General features: G+C 36.2%; 18 protein-coding genes. 7 read left to right on the forward strand and 11 right to left on the reverse strand.

The window, feature by feature from the left end; genetic code table 11:
- Positions 1-26: 26 nt before the first annotated feature.
- Positions 27-359, reverse strand: coding sequence for a cupredoxin domain-containing protein (locus MTZ49_RS07525; protein ID WP_264747722.1), 333 nt, complete (start codon positions 357-359; stop codon positions 27-29).
- 92 nt (positions 360-451) lie between these two features.
- Positions 452-982, reverse strand: coding sequence for an iron transporter (locus tag MTZ49_RS07530; RefSeq protein WP_264747723.1), 531 nt, complete (start codon positions 980-982; stop codon positions 452-454).
- Between the two features lie 462 nt (positions 983-1,444).
- Between MTZ49_RS07530 and MTZ49_RS07535 the strand changes: the two genes are divergently transcribed.
- Both MTZ49_RS07535 and MTZ49_RS07540 read left to right on the forward strand, forming a co-directional pair.
- Positions 1,445-1,930, forward strand: a complete 486-nt coding sequence (locus tag MTZ49_RS07535) for a hypothetical protein (protein WP_264747724.1) — start codon at positions 1,445-1,447, stop codon at positions 1,928-1,930.
- Between the two features lie 203 nt (positions 1,931-2,133).
- Positions 2,134-2,877 (forward strand): amidotransferase, encoded by a 744-nt coding sequence (locus MTZ49_RS07540; RefSeq protein WP_264747725.1) that lies wholly within the window; start codon positions 2,134-2,136, stop codon positions 2,875-2,877.
- Positions 2,878-2,912: 35 nt separating this feature from the next.
- On the opposite strand, the gene MTZ49_RS07545 is transcribed toward MTZ49_RS07540, so the two are convergent.
- The 3 genes from MTZ49_RS07545 to MTZ49_RS07555 form a co-directional block, all read right to left on the reverse strand.
- Positions 2,913-3,320 carry a bacteriohemerythrin gene (locus MTZ49_RS07545; protein ID WP_264747726.1) on the reverse strand — a complete coding sequence of 136 codons (408 nt, stop codon included), beginning with the start codon at positions 3,318-3,320 and terminating at the stop codon, positions 2,913-2,915.
- Between the two features lie 188 nt (positions 3,321-3,508).
- Positions 3,509-5,605, reverse strand: a complete 2,097-nt coding sequence (pta, locus tag MTZ49_RS07550) for a phosphate acetyltransferase (RefSeq protein WP_264747727.1) — start codon at positions 5,603-5,605, stop codon at positions 3,509-3,511.
- 16 nt (positions 5,606-5,621) lie between these two features.
- On the reverse strand, positions 5,622-6,812 hold the full coding sequence (locus tag MTZ49_RS07555) for an acetate kinase (RefSeq protein WP_264747728.1): 1,191 nt from the start codon (positions 6,810-6,812) through the stop codon (positions 5,622-5,624).
- 336 nt (positions 6,813-7,148) lie between these two features.
- Between MTZ49_RS07555 and MTZ49_RS07560 the strand changes: the two genes are divergently transcribed.
- On the forward strand, positions 7,149-7,634 hold the full coding sequence (locus MTZ49_RS07560) for an FKBP-type peptidyl-prolyl cis-trans isomerase (RefSeq protein WP_264747729.1): 486 nt from the start codon (positions 7,149-7,151) through the stop codon (positions 7,632-7,634).
- A gap of 37 nt (positions 7,635-7,671) precedes the next feature.
- On the opposite strand, the gene MTZ49_RS07565 is transcribed toward MTZ49_RS07560, so the two are convergent.
- The 3 genes from MTZ49_RS07565 to MTZ49_RS07575 all read right to left on the reverse strand — a co-directional run bounded on the left by MTZ49_RS07565 (position 7,672) and on the right by MTZ49_RS07575 (position 9,532).
- Positions 7,672-8,550 (reverse strand): DMT family transporter, encoded by an 879-nt coding sequence (locus MTZ49_RS07565; protein WP_264747730.1) that lies wholly within the window; start codon positions 8,548-8,550, stop codon positions 7,672-7,674.
- Between the two features lie 9 nt (positions 8,551-8,559).
- Positions 8,560-9,297 (reverse strand): YciK family oxidoreductase, encoded by a 738-nt coding sequence (locus MTZ49_RS07570; RefSeq protein ID WP_264747731.1) that lies wholly within the window; start codon positions 9,295-9,297, stop codon positions 8,560-8,562.
- A gap of 64 nt (positions 9,298-9,361) precedes the next feature.
- Complete coding sequence (locus MTZ49_RS07575; protein ID WP_264747732.1) at positions 9,362-9,532, reverse strand: DUF2897 family protein; 171 nt, start codon at positions 9,530-9,532, stop codon at positions 9,362-9,364.
- 109 nt (positions 9,533-9,641) lie between these two features.
- On the opposite strand from MTZ49_RS07575, the gene MTZ49_RS07580 reads away from it, so the two are divergent.
- The 4 genes from MTZ49_RS07580 to MTZ49_RS07595 all read left to right on the forward strand — a co-directional run bounded on the left by MTZ49_RS07580 (position 9,642) and on the right by MTZ49_RS07595 (position 13,627).
- On the forward strand, positions 9,642-10,160 hold the full coding sequence (locus MTZ49_RS07580; protein WP_264747733.1) for a hypothetical protein: 519 nt from the start codon (positions 9,642-9,644) through the stop codon (positions 10,158-10,160).
- Positions 10,157-11,197 carry a tetratricopeptide repeat protein gene (locus MTZ49_RS07585; RefSeq protein WP_264747734.1) on the forward strand — a complete coding sequence of 347 codons (1,041 nt, stop codon included), beginning with the start codon at positions 10,157-10,159 and terminating at the stop codon, positions 11,195-11,197. Before MTZ49_RS07580 ends, MTZ49_RS07585 begins: the two co-directional genes overlap by 4 nt.
- Before the next feature lie 108 nt (positions 11,198-11,305).
- Positions 11,306-12,757 carry a toxin-antitoxin system YwqK family antitoxin gene (locus MTZ49_RS07590; protein ID WP_264747735.1) on the forward strand — a complete coding sequence of 484 codons (1,452 nt, stop codon included), beginning with the start codon at positions 11,306-11,308 and terminating at the stop codon, positions 12,755-12,757.
- A 315-nt stretch (positions 12,758-13,072) separates the two neighbouring features.
- Positions 13,073-13,627: a ferritin-like domain-containing protein gene (locus MTZ49_RS07595; RefSeq protein WP_264747736.1), complete on the forward strand. Its 555-nt coding sequence runs from the start codon at positions 13,073-13,075 to the stop codon at positions 13,625-13,627.
- 92 nt (positions 13,628-13,719) lie between these two features.
- On the opposite strand, the gene relA is transcribed toward MTZ49_RS07595, so the two are convergent.
- The 3 genes from relA to cysM form a co-directional block, all read right to left on the reverse strand.
- The gene (gene relA, locus MTZ49_RS07600) at positions 13,720-15,963 is read right to left on the reverse strand and encodes a GTP diphosphokinase (RefSeq protein ID WP_264747737.1); all 2,244 of its coding nucleotides are present in this window, start codon (positions 15,961-15,963) and stop codon (positions 13,720-13,722) included.
- Between the two features lie 62 nt (positions 15,964-16,025).
- The gene (gene rlmD / locus MTZ49_RS07605; RefSeq protein WP_264747738.1) at positions 16,026-17,384 is read right to left on the reverse strand and encodes a 23S rRNA (uracil(1939)-C(5))-methyltransferase RlmD; all 1,359 of its coding nucleotides are present in this window, start codon (positions 17,382-17,384) and stop codon (positions 16,026-16,028) included.
- The gene (gene cysM, locus MTZ49_RS07610; protein WP_264747739.1) at positions 17,381-18,286 is read right to left on the reverse strand and encodes a cysteine synthase CysM; all 906 of its coding nucleotides are present in this window, start codon (positions 18,284-18,286) and stop codon (positions 17,381-17,383) included. Before cysM ends, rlmD begins: the two co-directional genes overlap by 4 nt.
- Positions 18,287-18,793: the final 507 nt, after the last annotated feature.

Genomic DNA, 18,793 nt, shown 5'->3' on the forward strand with positions numbered 1-18,793 from the left:
TTAACTATAACTCCTAGTCGGAAAAGTTATTTAACATTAATAGTAAAACCAGCCATATCCATATGGAACTCATCTATAAAATGATAAGAGCCAGGTTTTAGAGGATGAATTACCACAAAAGAACTAACACCAGCGGCTAGTACTTTCTCTACACGCATTGATAGATTCTCAAATTCAGCAGGCCCAGATCCAATATTTTTGACAATAATTTTGAAACGTTGTTTTGCTGGGACTTCAATAGATGATGGTGAGAATACGCCATCTTTAATGGTTATTTCATAAGTGGGTAGAGGAGCAGCTATAGCACTAACAGTGATGAATAATAGGCCAATAAATGCAATAAATTGTCTGCTTAACATAGCTTTTCTCGCTAAAATTAGAAACGCAAAAAGCCAATCAAGTAAGTGATTGGCTTTTATTTAAAGAAAATTTCAAAATAAATATGGGTTTATTAATAACCACCCTTTTTACCTATACCTGCATAAACAAAATCGTAGCTGGTTTCACATTTTTCAAACCAAGGTGCAACCCCTGTTTCTTTATCAGTATGGCGACCAAACATACTTTCTTTACCTGGTGGTAATATAGTGAATTTTAAATTATATTTGCCAGGACCCAATAATTTAACATTATCGCCATAGTGTGGGCCATCATTAGCTACCATTGGATGGAAAGTACCCTCTACTTTTTCAGCACTACCTTCTTTAGTTAATACAAAAGCTACTTGTAGGTAAGGAACCCAGCTGCCTTCTTGGAAACCATTTTGATTATCTTCAAGTGCGGTAATGTCTGCCTCTAAATGTACATCAGAATCCTTTGCAGGACGCATCATGCCAGGAGGATCCATTTCGATAGGTTGTAAATAAACAGCAGCAATCTCCATTCCACCACATTGTTGTGGTTTACCAACCGGATATTCCTTAGCCATGCTGATAGAGGTAGTACAAAGTAAAATAGCAGGCAGAATAAATAAAGAACGCATAAATATCTCCATATATTAAACTCAAAATAACTAGTGAGCTAAATAATAAGTTTGTGGTACTACGAAAAAGGCATAAAAAATTAACTATTAATTAGTTGTTAATAATAATCATTATTAAATAGATTGGCAATACCATTATTAAAGCTTTAATAAAAAATCATAATTTTGCTTAATAGAAAAGAGATAACTGAGTCATTGCTGAAATATTTTGATAAATATCACAAAATATAATCTTTCAAGTATAAGCTGAGCTAACAAATATTTGCTGAAAAATAGAAGAGTGTTATTATTGCACTAGCTATATTATTAGTAATCTTAATTGGAGCTTAAATTTTGATATACTTTTTAGCTCAAGTACTGTACATAATGTAGTTATAATGGTAGGATTTTGCTACCGTTATTATTTACGGAACTGTATTTCAATTGGAATAAAATTCTAAAATTCGTATGAAAGGAAAAAATATGCTTAAGTCTATTAAATTTGCTGCATTAGCAGGTGCTGTAGTTGTTGCTGCTGGTTGTCACAGCTTTAACACTAACAAACCAAGTGCTACTCTTCAACCACGTTTAGTAACTAATGAATTACGCGCTGACATCAAAGTTGGTGAGAAAGTAACTGGTGAATCTAGTTTAAATATTTTATTCAATTTCATCTCTTTCGGTGGCGACAGCAACTTTGCTGATGGCGTAGGTTATGATGGTATTGCTAGTGGCGGTTTATTAGCTTCTAATCCATTTGACAAAACTCCACAAGTTCAAGCTGCAGCAGCTTACAATGCTTTAGCTCCAGTTAATGGTGACGTGTTAATTTCTCCACGTTATGAAATCACTGTAGACGATTTCTTCGTATTCAAAACTATCCACGTTAAAGTAACTGGTTACAAAGGTACTGTAAACAGCATTACTAGCACAAACAACTACAATGTTTGCTGCACAGTGGCTAAATAATTCTTAAGTGAATTAATAAAAGGCCAGCAGTTTTTACTGCTGGCTTTTTTTTGTCCACAATTTATGCATAAAAATTGATAGCAAGCGTAACTGGAGATTCTATATATAGAATTAAGTGCTATAAAAAAAAGATTTTTTATAATGTATAATTTAAAAAGGAAAAGATTATATACTGTTGTTGGTAAGATGAGGTTGTATTAGAAATGGTTTTAAGAATTTGTATTTTGGAGACTGACTTTATCCGTCCAGAGCTATTAGAAGAATATCATGGTTATGGTGCAATGTTTGAGAGTATGTTTTCTAAACAACCGATTGCTGTTGAATGTAAAGTTTACAATGTTGTAAATGGGGATTATCCTCCTGCTGATGAACAATGGGATGCTTATCTTATTACAGGCAGTAAAGCGGATTCTTTCGCTAATGATCCTTGGATTGAAGCACTAAAAGGTTATGTAAAAAATTTATTTGATCAAGGAAAGATTTTATTAGGTGTGTGCTTTGGCCATCAGTTATTGGCATTAGTATTTGGTGGTAAGGTAGAACGTGCTATTCAAGGTTGGGGTGTAGGTTCTCATCATTATGATGTTAACCATAAAGCAGATTGGATGACACCTACACTGGATAAGTTAACCTTATTAATTAGTCATCAAGATCAAGTAACCTTACTACCAGAATCAGCTACCTTAGTTGCAAAAAGTGATTTTTGTCCAAATGCGGCATTTACAATAGGAAAGCAGGTTTTATGTTTTCAAGGGCATCCTGAATTTGTTGTAAATTATGCCAAGGCTATTTTGGACAGTAGAGAAGACCAGTTAGGGAAAGAGTTATATACTAAAGCTGTCAATAGTTTATCTACAGAGCATCAGGGTGTTGTGGTGGCTGAGTGGATGGCAAGATTTGTACAGGAAGGGTTAACTCAACAAAATAATGCATTAGAACAAAGATAAAAAATAGGGGATTAATTAATCCCCTTTTAAAAATATTAAACAACTTTTTTATCACGAAAGAATTCGATGTAATCTTTATCTGTTTTCATAATATGGTTAGTTAACCAGTTTTTAAGTAGCTCTAATGTTTCAATACTGGCAACACTGTCATCACCAGATTCATGTCTCTCTAAAAGGCTATATACTTTATGAGTAAACATATTGTGTTGTTTTACATGGCTAGTTGTTTCAGGATAACCTAAATTAGCGAACAGTGTTTCTTCGGCAATAAAATGATTAATGGTATAGTCCACTAATTGCTCTAAAATGTTACCTATTTCGGCAGAGTTAATTTGGCGATCATTACTCGTTGAGTCATAAAGCTTATTGGTAAGGTCAACCAACCACTTGTGTTGCTCATCAATCTGAGGAATACCTGTTTCTAACTCTTTCGTCCACGGCATAAAAGTCACGTTAATCAATCTCCTCTGTGCTTTATTATTAAATAGGCTAATTATCTGAATTATTATACTCTACAAAATTAGCTTAGAACATAATTTTAGCTTATGAATTTATTGATAAAAAACAATGGATTGATAAGCTAAAAAAGGAGCAGTAAACACTGGCTCCCTTTAAATTAAATATGGATAGGTTATTTTTTACTGTTTGCTTGAATCGCAGTAAGAGCAATGGTAAATACAATATCCTCTACTAAAGCACCTCTAGATAAATCATTAACAGGTTTTCTTAAGCCTTGTAGCATAGGGCCAACACTAATCACTTGGGCGCTACGTTGTACCGCTTTGTAAGTAGTATTACCAGTATTTAAGTCAGGGAAGATAAATACGGTGGCTTTACCTGCAACTTGGCTATCAGGTGCTTTTTGTTTCCCTACACTTTCAATAGCAGCCGCATCATATTGTAGCGGTCCATCAATGAGTAAATCTGGACGTTTTTGTTTAGCAAGTTCTGTAGCTAATCTAACTTTCTCAACATCTTCACCACCACCCGAAGCACCAGTAGAATAACTAATCATGGCTACCCGAGGAGAAATACCAAAAGCAGCGGCTGATTCAGCACTTTGAATAGCAATATCTGCTAATTGCTCAGCAGTAGGGTCAGGATTAATAGCACAATCACCATATACTAATACTTGGTCAGGTAATAACATAAAGAATACAGAAGATACTAGGTTGTATTCAGGTGATGTTTTAATCAGTTGTAAAGCAGGACGTACAGTATTAGCTGTAGTATGGATAGCACCAGATACTAAACCATCAACATCATCAGTAGCTAACATCATTGTACCTAATACAACAGAATCACCTAGTGATTGCTCTGCAATTAGAGGTGTCATACCTTTATTTTTGCGTAATTCTACTAATGGGGCAATATAGTTTTGACGGATACTATCAGGATCAATAATCTCTAGGTTATCAGGTAACTGTAAACCTAAGCTCTTAATAGTGCTGTGTACTTCTTCTGGTTTCGCCAATAATACACAGCGTGCAATATTGCGTTGGTGACAAATAATAGCGGCTTGAATGGTTCTAGGCTCATTGCCTTCAGGTAATACAATGCGTTTATTGGCCTCTTGAGCACGTTTAACCAATTGATAGCGGAAAGCAGGTGGAGATAAACGAGCTTCTTGAACAATACCACAACGCTGGAATAACCATTCTTCATCTAGCTGTTCCGCAATAAACTCTGTTACTTGTTTAGCACGATCTTGATCATCCACAGCAATACTTTTATCGATATGTGATAAGTTAGTAGCGGTATCATAAGACCCTGTTTTAACAGAAAGAACTGGTAAGCCACCTTCTAATGCAGCTTTACAAAGTGTCATAATACGTGCATCAGGTTCAAAGTTACTACATAGTAGTAAACCAGCTAATGGAATACCATTCATAGCAGCTAAACTGGTTGCCATAATAATATCATCACGATCACCAGGCGTAACAATCAATACACCGGGTTCAAACAATGGGATAGTATCAGGTACTGCCCTAGCGCAAAGCACAATTTTTTGAACACGACGCGTATCAAGTTCACCTTTACTGATTGTTTGGGCATTTAGCTGCTTAGCAATATCTTGCAAACGTGGTGCGTTTAATTCTTCACGCCAAGGATTACAACCTAATATTTTAAAGTCATCTTTAAATAGCTGTGGAGCAGCATTTTGTAAATGTTCTTTAAATGCTTCAGGGCCTTCTGGAGTCTTAATTTTATTAAGTATCACACCAATTAGCTTTTTGTTGCGTGGTCCACCAAACGCATGTGCTTGAATTTCAATGGCATCAATAAACTCTTCTAATGTTGCATGCTCTTCTTCAGGTGCCGCCACCATGATAATGTCTGCATTCAAACTTTTAGCCAATGCTGCATTAATAAATGTAGCATAGTTTGATTGCAGAGTAGGTACCATGCCTTCTATCACTATCACATCTTTATCAACAGATGCTTCTTGAAAAAGATTAATAGCATCCTCTAAAAGTATGTCTAGTTGATCATCACTTAAGCGCTGTTCAACGTAGTTTCTAGAAAGTGGCTTAGGTGATTTTATACCTACTGTTTTTTCAATTAGCTCAGAAGAGTAATCTGGTAACTGTTCTCTATCATGGTGTTGAGCGATTGGTTTACAGAAACCAACTTTTAACCCTTTATTTTCTAGCGCTCGAATAAGGCCTAAACTAATAGAAGTAAGGCCTACACCGAAATTTGTAGAAGTTACAAAAAAAGCATGCATAGTTATCTATCCTGTATTATTTTTCTTCTACAAATAATAGTGTATCCAGTGCTATTTGACGTTCTTCATTGGTTGGTATAACAATGATACGTGGTGAGCTTGGTTTACTAATTAAGCCAGCTTTACCGCGTACAAACTTAGCATTTGCTTCACTTTCTATTTCAAAGCCTAATAATTTTAACCAAGATACAGTACGTGCTCTGATTAATGGTGAGTTCTCACCAATACCACCTGTAAAAATAAGGCCGTCAATACGAGGCAAAGCACAGGCCATACTGGCTAATGATTTAGCTAAACGATAGCAGAAAACCTCAATCGCCATAGTAGCGCCTTTATGACCACGGCTTCTAGCTTCTTCTAAAGAGCGCATATCATTAGAAAGGCCAGATAAGCCTAATAAACCACTTTGTTTAGTAAGTAGATTATCGACTTCATCAACACTCATATTTAAAATGCGTACTAAGTGACCATGTAAACCTGGGTCTACATCACCACTACGAGTACCCATGCATACACCTTCTTGAGGTGTTAGACCCATGCTAGTATCTAAGCTTTGACCATTAGCAATAGCACAAGTAGAACAACCATTACCTAGGTGAGCTGAAAGCCAATAACTATCACCTGCATTTAAATTGCAGAAATCAGCAGCTTGCTGACTCACATAACGATGACTAGTACCATGGAAACCATAACGGCGAATATTGTGTTTAGCGTAATATTCTTCTGGTATACAATAGCGGAAAGCATGATCAGGCATTGTTTGATGGAATGCTGTATCAAATACCACCACTTGTAATAGGTCAGGATACACTTCTAGTGCCGCACGCATACCTTGTAGTGCTGGTGGATTGTGTAAAGGTGCTAAGGGTGATATACGTTCTATTTCTGAAAGCACTTGTGGAGTAATTCTGTGAGGTGCAGTGAAATTTCTACCACCATGTACTACACGATGCCCAATACCATCTAATTCACCTTGGCAAACTTCTTGTACACGAGGCATAATTTGTGAAAGAGCTGTTTTATGGTCACCGTTAGGGATCATTAAACTGTTTTTATCACTACCTGTTTTCCAAGTAACAACTGCTTCAGGTGTATTTAAACGTTCTGCCAAACCAGAGATAGCAAATTCACTTTGTTTAGGGTTTACTAGAGCAAATTTTAGAGAAGAGCTACCGCAATTAATGACTAAAATATTACGCGGGGTCATACATTTTTACCTGTTGTTTATACAATAATTAAAACGTGTCACATTATAGATGATGTGGGTAAATTAAGTAACTTTAATTAAAATTGTTTAGTATTTATATTGATTAGTGTAAAAAAAACTGCAATTGTTCACCAATTTTATTGATTTATTTAGTTAATTGCCAATAATAGATATTAAATCTTTAAATATCATGATACTAGGTTTTTATTTAAATTTTAATGATAAAGGAAAATATTTAATCTTATACAAATTTAAATAATTTTTAGTCGATATCTTTAACTAAGCAAGGTAAGATGAGCGTTTAATTTAAATTTTGAAAAGAAAGGCCAATAGACCATGCAGATTGAACCTAAAAAAGCAGTATATATTGAATACACATTAACTAACGATGCAGGTGATGTTTTAGATAGTTCAGAAGGACATCCACCTTTAGCTTACTTGCATGGTTTTAATAATATTATCCCAGGATTGGAAAGTGCGCTTGAAGGTAAAAAAGCTGGTGATGAACTAGATGTACAAGTTGAGCCTAAAGATGGTTATGGTGACTATTCTGTTGATTTAGTAGCAGTAGTACCTCGCAGTGCTTTCCAAGGTGTAGAACAATTAGAGCCAGGTATGCAATTTCACGCTTCAGCACCAGATGGTGGCATGCAAGTAGTAATTATTCGTGATATCGAAGGTGATGACGTAACAGTAGATGGTAATCATCCTCTAGCGGGTCAACGTTTAAACTTTAAAGTAAAAGTAGCAGAGGTACGTGAAGCTACTGCTGAAGAATTAGAGCATGGTCATATTCATGGTGAAGGTGGTCATCAGCACTAATGAGTGTTTATTAAGGTAGGGTTATCCCTACCTTATACTATTCAATAACAGGCTTTGTAGTATTATTAGTTTGTTTTTGTAATCCTGCCCAAGCAACAGCTAAAATAATCACCACTCCACCAATAATAGTTCTTATACTTGGTTGTTCACTAAATAATATCCATGCTCCAAAAATTGCATAAACAGGCTCTAAGGCAATAATAATAGAAGCTGTTTTGGCATTAATAGCAGTCAAACTACTGATAAATAGATAATAAGAAAGTCCAGTACACAGTAACCCTAAACAAGCAATCCATAACCAATCCATTTTCGATATACTAGGTATGCTAGTGATAGTAAAAGGTAATAAGATAATTAGCACAACAGTACATTGCCACCAACAAATTTGTACACCCGTAGTACTTTTTAAGTTGTAGCGATTAACAACTACACTAGCCCCATAAAGAATGCCAGAGGCTATACCCCATAATAAACCAAGTGTGCCGCCATTACTTAAGTCAAAAGAAGGGGTTACCATAATTAAGCCAATGGAAACACAAAGCAGTAAGCAATATTCTACGTTAGTAATTTTATCTTTAAAAAATAGCATTTCAAATAGAGCAACACAAGCAGGGAAGCAAGCAAAGCCCAAGGTTGCCATAGCCACATTACCTACTTTAATTGCATAGAAAAAGGTAACCCAATGGGCAGCTAATAAAATGCCTGCAATAACTAATGTGTAAAAAGTTTTTAATGGAATGCGCCAAGGAATATATCGAAAATGCAAGCTAAGTAATGTCATTGCAAAAATAGCAAAAATAGAACGACCCATACTAATAACAAACGAGTCGCTAGCAATAAGATTACCAAAAATACCTGAGACGCCAAATAAAATAGCGGCAATATGCATTTGAATTAAAGCAGTTTGTTTAGTCATTATATAAATTTATTGTGCATTAAGGGCTTGCCCATTAATCCCTATACTATCAGGACCTAATAGATAAAGATAAACAGGCATTATTTGTTCTGGTAGTGGATTATCCGTTACTGTTTCTTGTGGGTAAACATGGGCACGCATGGCTGTTCTGGTAGCACCAGGATTAACACTATTGGATCTGATAGAAGTTTCTTTTAGTTCATCAGCAATACACTGCATAAGTCCTTCAGTAGCAAATTTAGAAGAGGCATAAGCACTCCAAAGAGCCCGTCCTTTACGACCCACTGAACTAGAGGTAAAAATAATAGAGGCATCTGCTGCTTGTTGTAAAAGAGGTAGCAGGTATTTAGTTAATGCAAAGGTAGCATTCACATTAACCTCCATAATCTGTTGAAATTCTTCAATAGAAAGCTCTGTAAAAGGTTTTAAATCAGTGGCAATAGATGCATTATTAACCAAGCCATCTAACTGATTAACTTGTTCAGAGAGTTGTTCAGCTAATTGGATATAATCTTTATCTTTCGCTGTTGCTAAATCAAAGGGAATAATAATAGGCGATAAATAACCTTGTTCTATTATTTGTTTACTAACAGCTTCCAACTTACTGGCTGTTCTTGCTAGTAATATAACTTTTGCACCAAGCTCTGCACAACTTAATGCAATAGCTTTTCCTATACCTTGTCCAGCACCAGTGATAAGAATAGTACGATTTTCTAATAATGATGGACGAGCAGTATAAGAGTACATATAGAGCCTATCTTTGTAGTATAAAAACTATTTTCGTGTCGTGAGTTAAAAAGGAAAGACTAGGTTACTCTTTGTCTTTTTTTTCCATTTCATCCCATTTAACATTACGTTCCCGAATACGCTTTTTTTGTTCTTCAGTTAGTTGAATTTTTTTGTTTGATTTTAACAAAGAAAATAGTGGACTAATAATAGCAGAAAAGGCGAAAAAGAGAATTATCCAACCATACCAAGGCATATTTCTAGATCCAATAATTATATTAAGTGAATTATTAGTATAATTTATTTAATAGCTAATAGATAATACAATATTAAGTTAATAGTAATAGGTAACAATTAGTGTAATAATGGTGAAATTGATAAAAAAACGTACTGTATTTATTATTGGTTTTTGGATTATTTTTATTGTGCTATTTATCGCTAGCCATAAAATATTATCCAATATTATTTTGCACTATCAAAAACGCCCAGCACTTGAAACACAACAAGCTTATCAATTCATTAAACGTTATCAGCAACCACTTATAAGTTTTTATAAAAAATATAAACGTTGTCCAACTATGGCAGATAAACAACAACTTATTTCTCAAGTGGAGGCTTATGAATATATTAAAACTATTCGTTTTTTAGCCGATGAACAGTCTAATACCTGTTTTATCACAGCAGTGATGCGTAATGATACACCCAGTAAAGATGTAAAAAATGGTTTAATTGCCATCGCTTATGATGTGAATCAAATGCCACAACAAGAGTGGCCTTGTTATACTAATATCACTAATATTTATACGGTTGAAGCTTGCCGTAATAATCCCTTACCTGAAAACTTGCAACGTGCCCTCACTGAATATACTAGGAGCATACAATGATTAAAAAGTATGATCGTCTTGAAGAAGCTGGTAAAGCTGAGGATTTAGGAAATTATAAAAAAGCTTATCGGTTATTTAGTGAATTAGCTCGTGAAGGTAATGCTCATGCAATGAGTGCATTGGCACTTATGTATCATAATGGTGAATATGTTAGAAAACAGTATAAAAAATCGATTTACTGGGATTTAGAGTCAATTAAACAAGGAATAGATTCAAAGAATTTAGCGATTACCTATCGTCAATTGGGTGATATGCAGCGTTATAAATATTATTTAGAAAAAGCAATGGCACAAGGTGATGATAGTGCTGCATTTAACCTAGCTAAATTATACAGTGTTTCCACTAAAGAACGTTTACAAGTTCAAGCGTTACTATTATTAGTGGTAACGCGTGATAATACTTATCAGGATGAAATAGAGCAGGCACAGCAAATTTTAAAAAACTTGGAAAAAGAAGAAAAACTAGAAAGTTTTGTAGACTTATTTAAATCCGTTAAGCCTATTGTTAAGAAAATAAAATATCCCAGTAATTACCAAAAAGATTCTAAAAAAGTAGTAAAGCAATTAGCTAAAGTAACTGAGTATTTAGATCGCCAAAAATATAAAAAAGCGCGCAAATTACTGGAACAACTAGCCGCTGATGGTTGTGCTAAAGCTATGGATATATTAGGCGGTATCTATCTTTATGGTATAGGCGTAATTGTTAATATTACGGACGCTATCAAATGGTATGTAAGGGCTATAGAAAGTGGCTGTTTTGAAAGCAACCTTAACCTTGCTATTGCCTATCGTCATACCCATGATATTCTGCGTTACAAGCATTATTTAGAGTTAGCTTTAGCAAAAGGTGATGACAATGCAGCTTTATTACTTGCTCAGCTTTATAGTGTCTCGGAACGTGAGAGTGAACGAGTAGAAGCTCTGCTTGAGCAAGTTGTAGCGAGTGATAAGGTTAATGCAGATGCTGTTTATCAGGCAGAAATGATGTTAAAAAACTTGCTAAGCCCCTTTAATAAGATAAAACAGCCCTTGATTTAATATTTTGTGAGAATAATAACCAGTATATTATTCGATAATCATCACTAACTGATGTATAGTATAAGGTTGATATTTTGCTTTAGCTGTTAGTAGTGTTGAACCCAATTCATGACCCCCAAAATACCCCGCCTTGCCGCTGTTAAATCCTTTACTCGTCAGTTAATTGAAAGAAATACTGAGGGTTGTTTAGTGCAGGATTTTTATGTGACGGGTGAAAAACGTACTGATCCTTTTTTAGTAATTGCTGAAGAATCAGCTATTCCTGTTAGTTTTGACTATGAGTTATTACCTATAGATGGACTGCTAACCCTTTATTATAAAACGGGTGTTAAAGAGCAACAGGTCAATTACCAAGCAGGCAAGCGTAATGGTGAATGGAGTAGTTGGTATGTACATGGTCAAAAGGCGGGCGAAGGATATTTTTTAGACAACCATAAACAAGGTTGTTGGCGAAAATATTGGCCTGATGATGAAAGCTCTTATATCGAATCACATTACCAAGAAGGTTGGTTGCATGGTGGGCATAAAGTGATTGATGAAAGTCGATTAGTGCTTGAGGGTGCATTAGAACAAGGGATGCGTACAGGCGTTTGGTCGTCTTATTATGAGAATGGTCAAAAATCCACAGAAAAGCATTACCAAAAGGGGCTAGAAGAGGGGATATTTATTACGTGGTATGAGTCAGGTAGTAAATGTATCGAGGGCTATTTTCATGAAGGTGAGCGTGAAGGTTGGTGGGTAACTTATTACGAAAATGGTCAAAAAGAACAACAACAATGTTATGTGCGAGATATTTCGCAAGGTGTTTACCAAGCTTGGTATGAAGAAGGTGAAAAACAAACTGAAGGTTATTATCAAGAGGGTGAGCGGCATGGTGCATGGCGCAGTTGGTATAAAAATGGTAAATTAAAAACAGAAGACCATTATGATGCTGGTGTAAAACATGGTTTTTGCCAATCTTGTCATCCTTTAACCGAACAACGGGTTGCTGTTCATTTTGATGAAGGAACACCTGTAGAGGATATTGTTTGGTTAGAGTGGCATGAAAATGGTCAGATTGCCTTAGAAGCCCCTTATGTCGATGGCCTAGAAGAAGGTTATTGGCGGCTTTGGTATGAAGATGGTCAAAAAGATCAGATAATTCCATACCATGAGGGATGTTTTCATGGCTATGGTGCTTGTTGGTATAAAAATGGTCAAAAGGAAAGAGAAGGGCAGTACTATCAAGATAGCCTAAATGGTTCAGTTCAATACTGGTATGAAAACGGTCAACTTAAAACTCAACTGACTTATGAGCATGGCATAGAAAAAGGTCCTTGTCTTGAATGGTACGAGTCAGGGCAAAAAGAAAAAGAATGCTTTTATAAACAGGGTAAACTAACAGGTAGTTATATTAGTTGGCATGAAAATGGTACTAAATCTGTACAAGGTAGTTATTCGCAGGGCTTGCAAATAGGTTTCTGGCAATACTATTTAGATGATGGTCGGCTTTATGATGAAATACTGTACGAGCAAGGAGTGTCCAGTACAGGTGTTGATCGTGTTTTTGAAACAAGCTAATTAATAAATATTCTCTTGCAAATAACCCGCTGTTTTTAGACTTAATGCTAGTACTCCTTGCGTGCATTAGTCTTTACTATATGAACTATTGGTATTACTTAGTTTTATTAGTATAGCTATTGTTCTACATTTTTATACATCGTTGAATGACTTTGCCGTACTAGTTGTACTGTCTTCAGCCATTCGCCTTGTCTAAAATTGTATAGCAACAGCTATAGTTAATAGTTTAGTAATTCCTCAAAACCGTGTAATAGTCTGATAATTAAAATGAAAAAACATGTGATAGTTCATGTTTAATCTAAGAGGAGATTTACCATGTCAAAAGCAAAAAATGTTGCTCAGTTTACTCCAACTAAAACCTTACGTGCCAATGCTAGAAAAAATATTGAAGATGGTGCAGTCACTAAAACATATACCCTAGATCGTAAAAAAGTAATTGAATTATTAAATGCGGCATTAGCCACTGAGTGGGTTTGTGTTTTACGTTATTACCGTCATTATTTTATGGCGACAGGTATGCTAGCAGACTCTGTAAAAGGCGAGTTTCTTATTCATGCTCAAGAAGAACAAGCACATGCCAAAATACTTGCAGAACGTATCGTACAGTTAGGTGGTGAACCTGATTTAAACCCAGATACCTTAACAAAACGCTCTCATGCTGAATATAAAGAGGGTGTAACTCTAAAAGATATGGTTAAAGAAAATTTAATCGCAGAACGTATTGCTATCGATAGTTATAGAGAGATGATTAATTATATTGGTGATGCAGATACTACAACCAAACGTGTTCTAGAAGGTATTTTAGAACAAGAGGAAGAGCATGCAGACGACTTTGCAGATATGCTTGATGGTTGGATTGGTGGGAAGTAATATATCTGAGGTTTAGATATAAAGTAGCTCAAATTTTTACTATCAATTTTTTATGATAAAAAGATTTGAGCTACTGTAATATTTATCCATTACTAACCATTTAAACTACGTTTTACTTCTATAATATTAGGTAGTTGAGATATACGGCTTAATAATCTTCCTAGTGCGTCTAAGCCAGTAATTTCAATAGTTAATTTCATAGAAGCAGTATTATCTTCTTTATTGGATAAAGTATTGACTGCTAGCGCATTAATTTTTTCATTTAACAACAGTTGTGAAATATCGCGTAGTAAGCCTGAACGATCATAAGCTTTAATTTGAATATCCACGGGGTAGGTTTTAGCAGGTACAGGGCCCCAATCTACTTGGATCATACGCTCTGGTTCACGGCTAGCTAACTGTAGCGCATTAGGGCAGTCTTGGCGATGGATAGTCACACCGCGACCTACTGTAATATAGCCAATAACTGCATCGCCAGGTAGTGGATGGCAGCAGTTAGCCATCTGTGTCATTAGATTACCCACACCTTGAATTTGAATTTCTCCAGGATTGTTACCAATCTTGCTAGGGCGACGTTGGATTAATTCAAGTTGCTCAACTTCATTGCTAGTAGGTTCAATTAATTGATGGGCTAAATTAACAATATGTGCTAAACGTAAATCACCAGCACCTAAGCCAGCGAAGAGGTCTTCAGCATTTTTGACATTAGCTTTTTCGGCTAGTTTCTCAAAATTAACATGGTGCAAGGCTAAACGTGACAATTCACGTTCTATCATGGTTTTACCAGCTGCAACGTTTTGATCACGGTCTTGCAGTTTAAACCAATGAATAATTTTGGCACGTGCTTTAGAGGTGTTGATATAACCTAAGTTAGGATTTAACCAGTCGCGGCTAGGACCGCCTTCTTTACTGGTAATAATCTCAACTTGCTCACCTGTTTTTAGGTTGTAGTTGAGTGGCACAATACGACCATCTATCTTAGCACCACGGCAACGATGTCCCACTTCAGTATGCACCCGATAAGCAAAGTCTAACGGAGTAGCGCCTTTAGGTAGGTCAACAGCATGTCCATCAGGGGTAAAAACATAGACGCGATCAGGTTCAGTATCCAGCCTTAACTGGTCTGCAATGCCCATAAAGTCGCCAAGCTCTTCTTGCCACTCTAAAACTTGACGTAGCCATGAAATTTTTTCTTCGTAATGATCTGATTTGCTTTTGACATCAGTGCCTTTATAACGCCAATGCGCGCATACACCTAGTTCAGCTTCTTCGTGCATGGTTTGGGTACGGATTTGTACTTCCAGTACTTTTCCTTCTGGACCAATTACGGCTGTATGTAGAGAACGGTAGCCATTTTCTTTAGGGTTAGCGATATAATCATCAAACTCTTTAGGAATATGACGCCATAAGGTATGCACAATACCTAAGGTGGTATAACAGTCGGCCAGTTCAGGTACTAATACGCGGACAGCACGAACATCATAAATTTGGCTAAATTTAAGCCCTTTGCGTTGCATTTTACGCCAAATAGAGTAGATATGTTTAGCTCTACCACTGATATCAGCTTTAATATTGGCTTCTTCAAGTTTCTCACGAAGTTGCTGCATTACATCAGCAATATATTGTTCACGATCTAAACGGCGTTCATGCAGTAGGGTAGCAATTTGTTTATATTGGTCAGGCTCTAAGTAACGGAAAGAAAGGTCTTCTAACTCCCATTTAATATGACCAATACCTAAACGGTGGGCTAGTGGTGCATAAATATCAGCTACTTCGCGGGCTACTTTTATTTTGCGATCATTATCAGCATTTTTAACCGCACGAATAGCACAGGTACGTTCAGCTAGTTTAATAAGGGCTACTCGAACATCATCAATCATTGCCACTAGCATTTTACGTAGGTTTTCTACTTGTGCTTGTGGGCTTAACATATCAGATTGCACAGGGTTATTAGCAAAGCTAATAGCTGCCATGCGTAGCACACCTTCAATAAGTTTAGCGACTGTTTCGCCAAACTTTTCTTGTACTTCTTCTAAGGTGATATATTTTTCACGGACTGCACGGTAAATGATAGCGGCAGTTAAGGTTTCTTGGTCAAGGTTTAAATCAGCTAGAATTTCTGCTATATCTAAGCCAACATGAAAACAGGAAATATCTTCATTCCAGCCTTGATGAGAAGGTTTACTGGTATTAACAACATTGGCAACATACTCACAGACTTTGCGTAAAGCAGCAATATCTAAGCCAGAAACCATTGAGTTAATGTGTTCCAGCCAAGCATCTAAGTTGATGCTACCATCTTCATTAATAGATTGATGTGCTTTAACTTGTACCATGAAACTACCTTTATGGTGTTCTTTAATAAATTGCGTAATCTACTATTGTACTAATATTGCTACTAACGCTCAAACAATACCATGACTTCACAGTGTGAGGTTTGTGGAAACATATCCATTATACCTGCTTTTTTAATTTGATAACCTTGTTCTATCAATAGCTTAGTATCTCTTGCGAGGGTGGCTGGGTTGCAAGAAACATAGAGCAAGCGATTTGTATCTAATTTTTTCATCTGTTTTATTATTTCCATTGCGCCATCTCTGGGAGGATCTAATAGTACAGCGGAAAACCTTTGTTGCGCCCAGATTTGTTCAGCTATAGGTTGTGTAAGATCGGCCTTATAAAAAAAGGCATTCTCTATATGGTTTTGTTTAGCATTTTCTTTAGCTAAATTGACCATTCCCTCAATAACTTCCACAGCGATTACCTGTTTAGCTTGTTTTGCCAGTGGTAGCGTAAAGTTACCTAAACCACAAAATAAATCTAAGACAGACTCATTAGCTTGTACTTGTAGCCAGTCTAATGCTTGTTGAACCATTGCCTGATTAATTTCAGTATTTACCTGTACAAAGTCTCCCATACGATAATTGAGTTTAAGAGATTGTTGATTAGTCACTAATGGGTAACTTAAAGGTAATTCTGTTTGGTAAGGCATAGGATCAGCTTTGCCTTGTAACCATAGTTGGCATTGTTGGGTTTGGCAAAAAGTATGTAGTGTATTGATATCTTTATCAGTGAGTGGTGCAGTATGGCGAACAAGTAATGCATTCTGATCGCCTGAAAATAATTCAATATGGCCAATATGACGTGGCGAGGTTAATTTTGTTAAGCAATTAGGTAGTTGTTGTAATAGTTGGTTAAGCGATTCAGTTAATACAAGGCAATTGTTAATAGCAACGATTTGTTGACTAAAAGCTGCCCTAAAACCAATTTCTAACTGTTTGCTTTGTTCATTATAGCGAGTGGCGATACGTGCTCTACGACGATAAGCAAAAGGTTGGCTAATCAATGGTGGTTGCCATTCCTGTAATGTAATATTAGCTATTCGTTGAAATTGCTCGATAGCACTGTTTTGTTTGAGCTGTATTTGTTGCTCATAAGGAATATGCTGAAGCTCACAACCGCCACAAGTACCTGCATACTGGCAAGGGGGAGTTTGACGGATAGGTGAGGGGGTGATGACTTTTTCGCATTTAGCATTTACCCACTTGCTTTGGCTAGAGACAACCCTCACTTCGACTTCTTCAGTAGGTAAAGCGCCTGCTACAAACCATGTTCTATCATAAAAATTAGTAATGCCCCGTCCATCATGGGAGAGTCGATCAATGGTTAAGATTTGTTTTTTACCTACAGGGATTGTTTTACTATTGCTTGGTTTACGGTTACTTTGAAAGCGTAAACCTTGGTTTTGCTTACTCATATTTGAGGTTCATCATAGATGCCTGTTGATAAATAACGATCGCCACGATCACAAATAATAGCAACAATGGTAGCATTTTCTACTTCTTTAGCCAGTCTTAATGCACCTGCTACTGCACCACCTGATGACACACCACAGAAAATGCCCTCTTCACGTGCTAAACGACGCATGGTATCTTCTGCCTCTCGTTGTTCCATATCAATAATACGGTCTACACGATTAGCTTCAAATATTTTAGGTAGATATGCAGGGTTCCAGCGACGAATACCAGGAATAGAGGCTCCCTCTTTAGGCTGTAAACCAACAATTTGAATAGCTGGATTTTGCTCTTTAAGATAACGAGAAACACCCATAATAGTGCCCGTGGTACCCATTGCACTGACAAAGTGGGTAACTTTACCCTGCGTTTGTTGCCAGATTTCTGGGCCAGTACTTACGTAATGAGCTTGTGGATTATCACTATTAGCAAATTGGTTAAGTACAATCCCTTGACCTTTGGTTTGCATCTCTAATGCTAAGTCTCTAGCACCTTCCATGCCTATCTCTTTGGTAACGGTTACTAATTTGGCGCCATAGGCGGTCATTGCTGCTTTACGTTCAGCACTCATATTATCAGGCATAATCAGCACCATCTTATAGCCTTTAATCGCGGCTGCCATGGCAAGGGCAATACCTGTATTACCAGAGGTGGCCTCAATTAATGTATCGCCTTCTTTAATCGCACCACGTTGTTCGGCTAAAGTAATCATCGATAGAGCAGGGCGATCTTTCACAGAACCTGCGGGGTTATTACCCTCTAATTTAACTAAAATAGTATTACTGGTATTACCTGCTAGCCGTTGTAATCTTACTAAAGGCGTGTTGCCAATTACATCAGCAATAGTTGGGTAATGTGTATTCATGGTTAATGACTCTCTACAAATCAGTAATTTTGATAACTGGGGCACATCATACACATAAAAACAAAAAAGCTGGATAGTTATTACAGCGTTTAACCTGTTTTTTGTTTATATAGATATGTAGGAAAATTATAAAAATATTCTACTTATTAATTATTTGATGTGAAATAAATCACAAAAATGATACATGCTCTTGATTTTTTCTTTTTAAAGATGATTTTTTTGTCATTAAGTCTGTGCTGAGAAAATCTAATTTTTAGAATAAAAATAAGTAGAATCAGAAAGATAAAAATACACTAAAAATAGGTTATTTTGTCGAGTGAAAAGTATTGTCTGATAAGTATTTTTTTTGGTAAAAACTAACAAAACATGTCAATTGACACCAGTGTTTATAAGGGCTTTAATAGAATCAGAAATAAATATAATACTTACAGCCCTTTTATTATAGGTGTTTTTCTAAGTAGGTAAATGCTACTTAAGTTGAGTGAGTGATATTTTATTGAGTTTACT

The organism is Entomomonas sp. E2T0 (genome assembly GCF_025985425.1).
Lineage (GTDB): Bacteria > Pseudomonadota > Gammaproteobacteria > Pseudomonadales > Pseudomonadaceae > Entomomonas.

Excerpts from the sequence above, each read along its gene's own strand:
- MTZ49_RS07525 (WP_264747722.1), bottom strand. The coding sequence starts at position 359 with ATGTTAAGCAGACAATTTATTGCATTTATTGGCCTATTATTCATCACT.
- MTZ49_RS07530 (WP_264747723.1), bottom strand. The coding sequence starts at position 982 with ATGCGTTCTTTATTTATTCTGCCTGCTATTTTACTTTGTACTACCTCT.
- MTZ49_RS07535 (WP_264747724.1), top strand. The coding sequence starts at position 1,445 with ATGCTTAAGTCTATTAAATTTGCTGCATTAGCAGGTGCTGTAGTTGTT.
- MTZ49_RS07540 (WP_264747725.1), top strand. The coding sequence starts at position 2,134 with ATGGTTTTAAGAATTTGTATTTTGGAGACTGACTTTATCCGTCCAGAG.
- MTZ49_RS07545 (WP_264747726.1), bottom strand. The coding sequence starts at position 3,320 with ATGCCGTGGACGAAAGAGTTAGAAACAGGTATTCCTCAGATTGATGAG.
- pta (WP_264747727.1), bottom strand. The coding sequence starts at position 5,605 with ATGCATGCTTTTTTTGTAACTTCTACAAATTTCGGTGTAGGCCTTACT.
- MTZ49_RS07555 (WP_264747728.1), bottom strand. The coding sequence starts at position 6,812 with ATGACCCCGCGTAATATTTTAGTCATTAATTGCGGTAGCTCTTCTCTA.
- MTZ49_RS07560 (WP_264747729.1), top strand. The coding sequence starts at position 7,149 with ATGCAGATTGAACCTAAAAAAGCAGTATATATTGAATACACATTAACT.
- MTZ49_RS07565 (WP_264747730.1), bottom strand. The coding sequence starts at position 8,550 with ATGACTAAACAAACTGCTTTAATTCAAATGCATATTGCCGCTATTTTA.
- MTZ49_RS07570 (WP_264747731.1), bottom strand. The coding sequence starts at position 9,297 with ATGTACTCTTATACTGCTCGTCCATCATTATTAGAAAATCGTACTATT.
- MTZ49_RS07575 (WP_264747732.1), bottom strand. The coding sequence starts at position 9,532 with ATGCCTTGGTATGGTTGGATAATTCTCTTTTTCGCCTTTTCTGCTATT.
- MTZ49_RS07580 (WP_264747733.1), top strand. The coding sequence starts at position 9,642 with ATGGTGAAATTGATAAAAAAACGTACTGTATTTATTATTGGTTTTTGG.
- MTZ49_RS07585 (WP_264747734.1), top strand. The coding sequence starts at position 10,157 with ATGATTAAAAAGTATGATCGTCTTGAAGAAGCTGGTAAAGCTGAGGAT.
- MTZ49_RS07590 (WP_264747735.1), top strand. The coding sequence starts at position 11,306 with ATGACCCCCAAAATACCCCGCCTTGCCGCTGTTAAATCCTTTACTCGT.
- MTZ49_RS07595 (WP_264747736.1), top strand. The coding sequence starts at position 13,073 with ATGTCAAAAGCAAAAAATGTTGCTCAGTTTACTCCAACTAAAACCTTA.
- relA (WP_264747737.1), bottom strand. The coding sequence starts at position 15,963 with ATGGTACAAGTTAAAGCACATCAATCTATTAATGAAGATGGTAGCATC.
- rlmD (WP_264747738.1), bottom strand. The coding sequence starts at position 17,384 with ATGAGTAAGCAAAACCAAGGTTTACGCTTTCAAAGTAACCGTAAACCA.
- cysM (WP_264747739.1), bottom strand. The coding sequence starts at position 18,286 with ATGAATACACATTACCCAACTATTGCTGATGTAATTGGCAACACGCCT.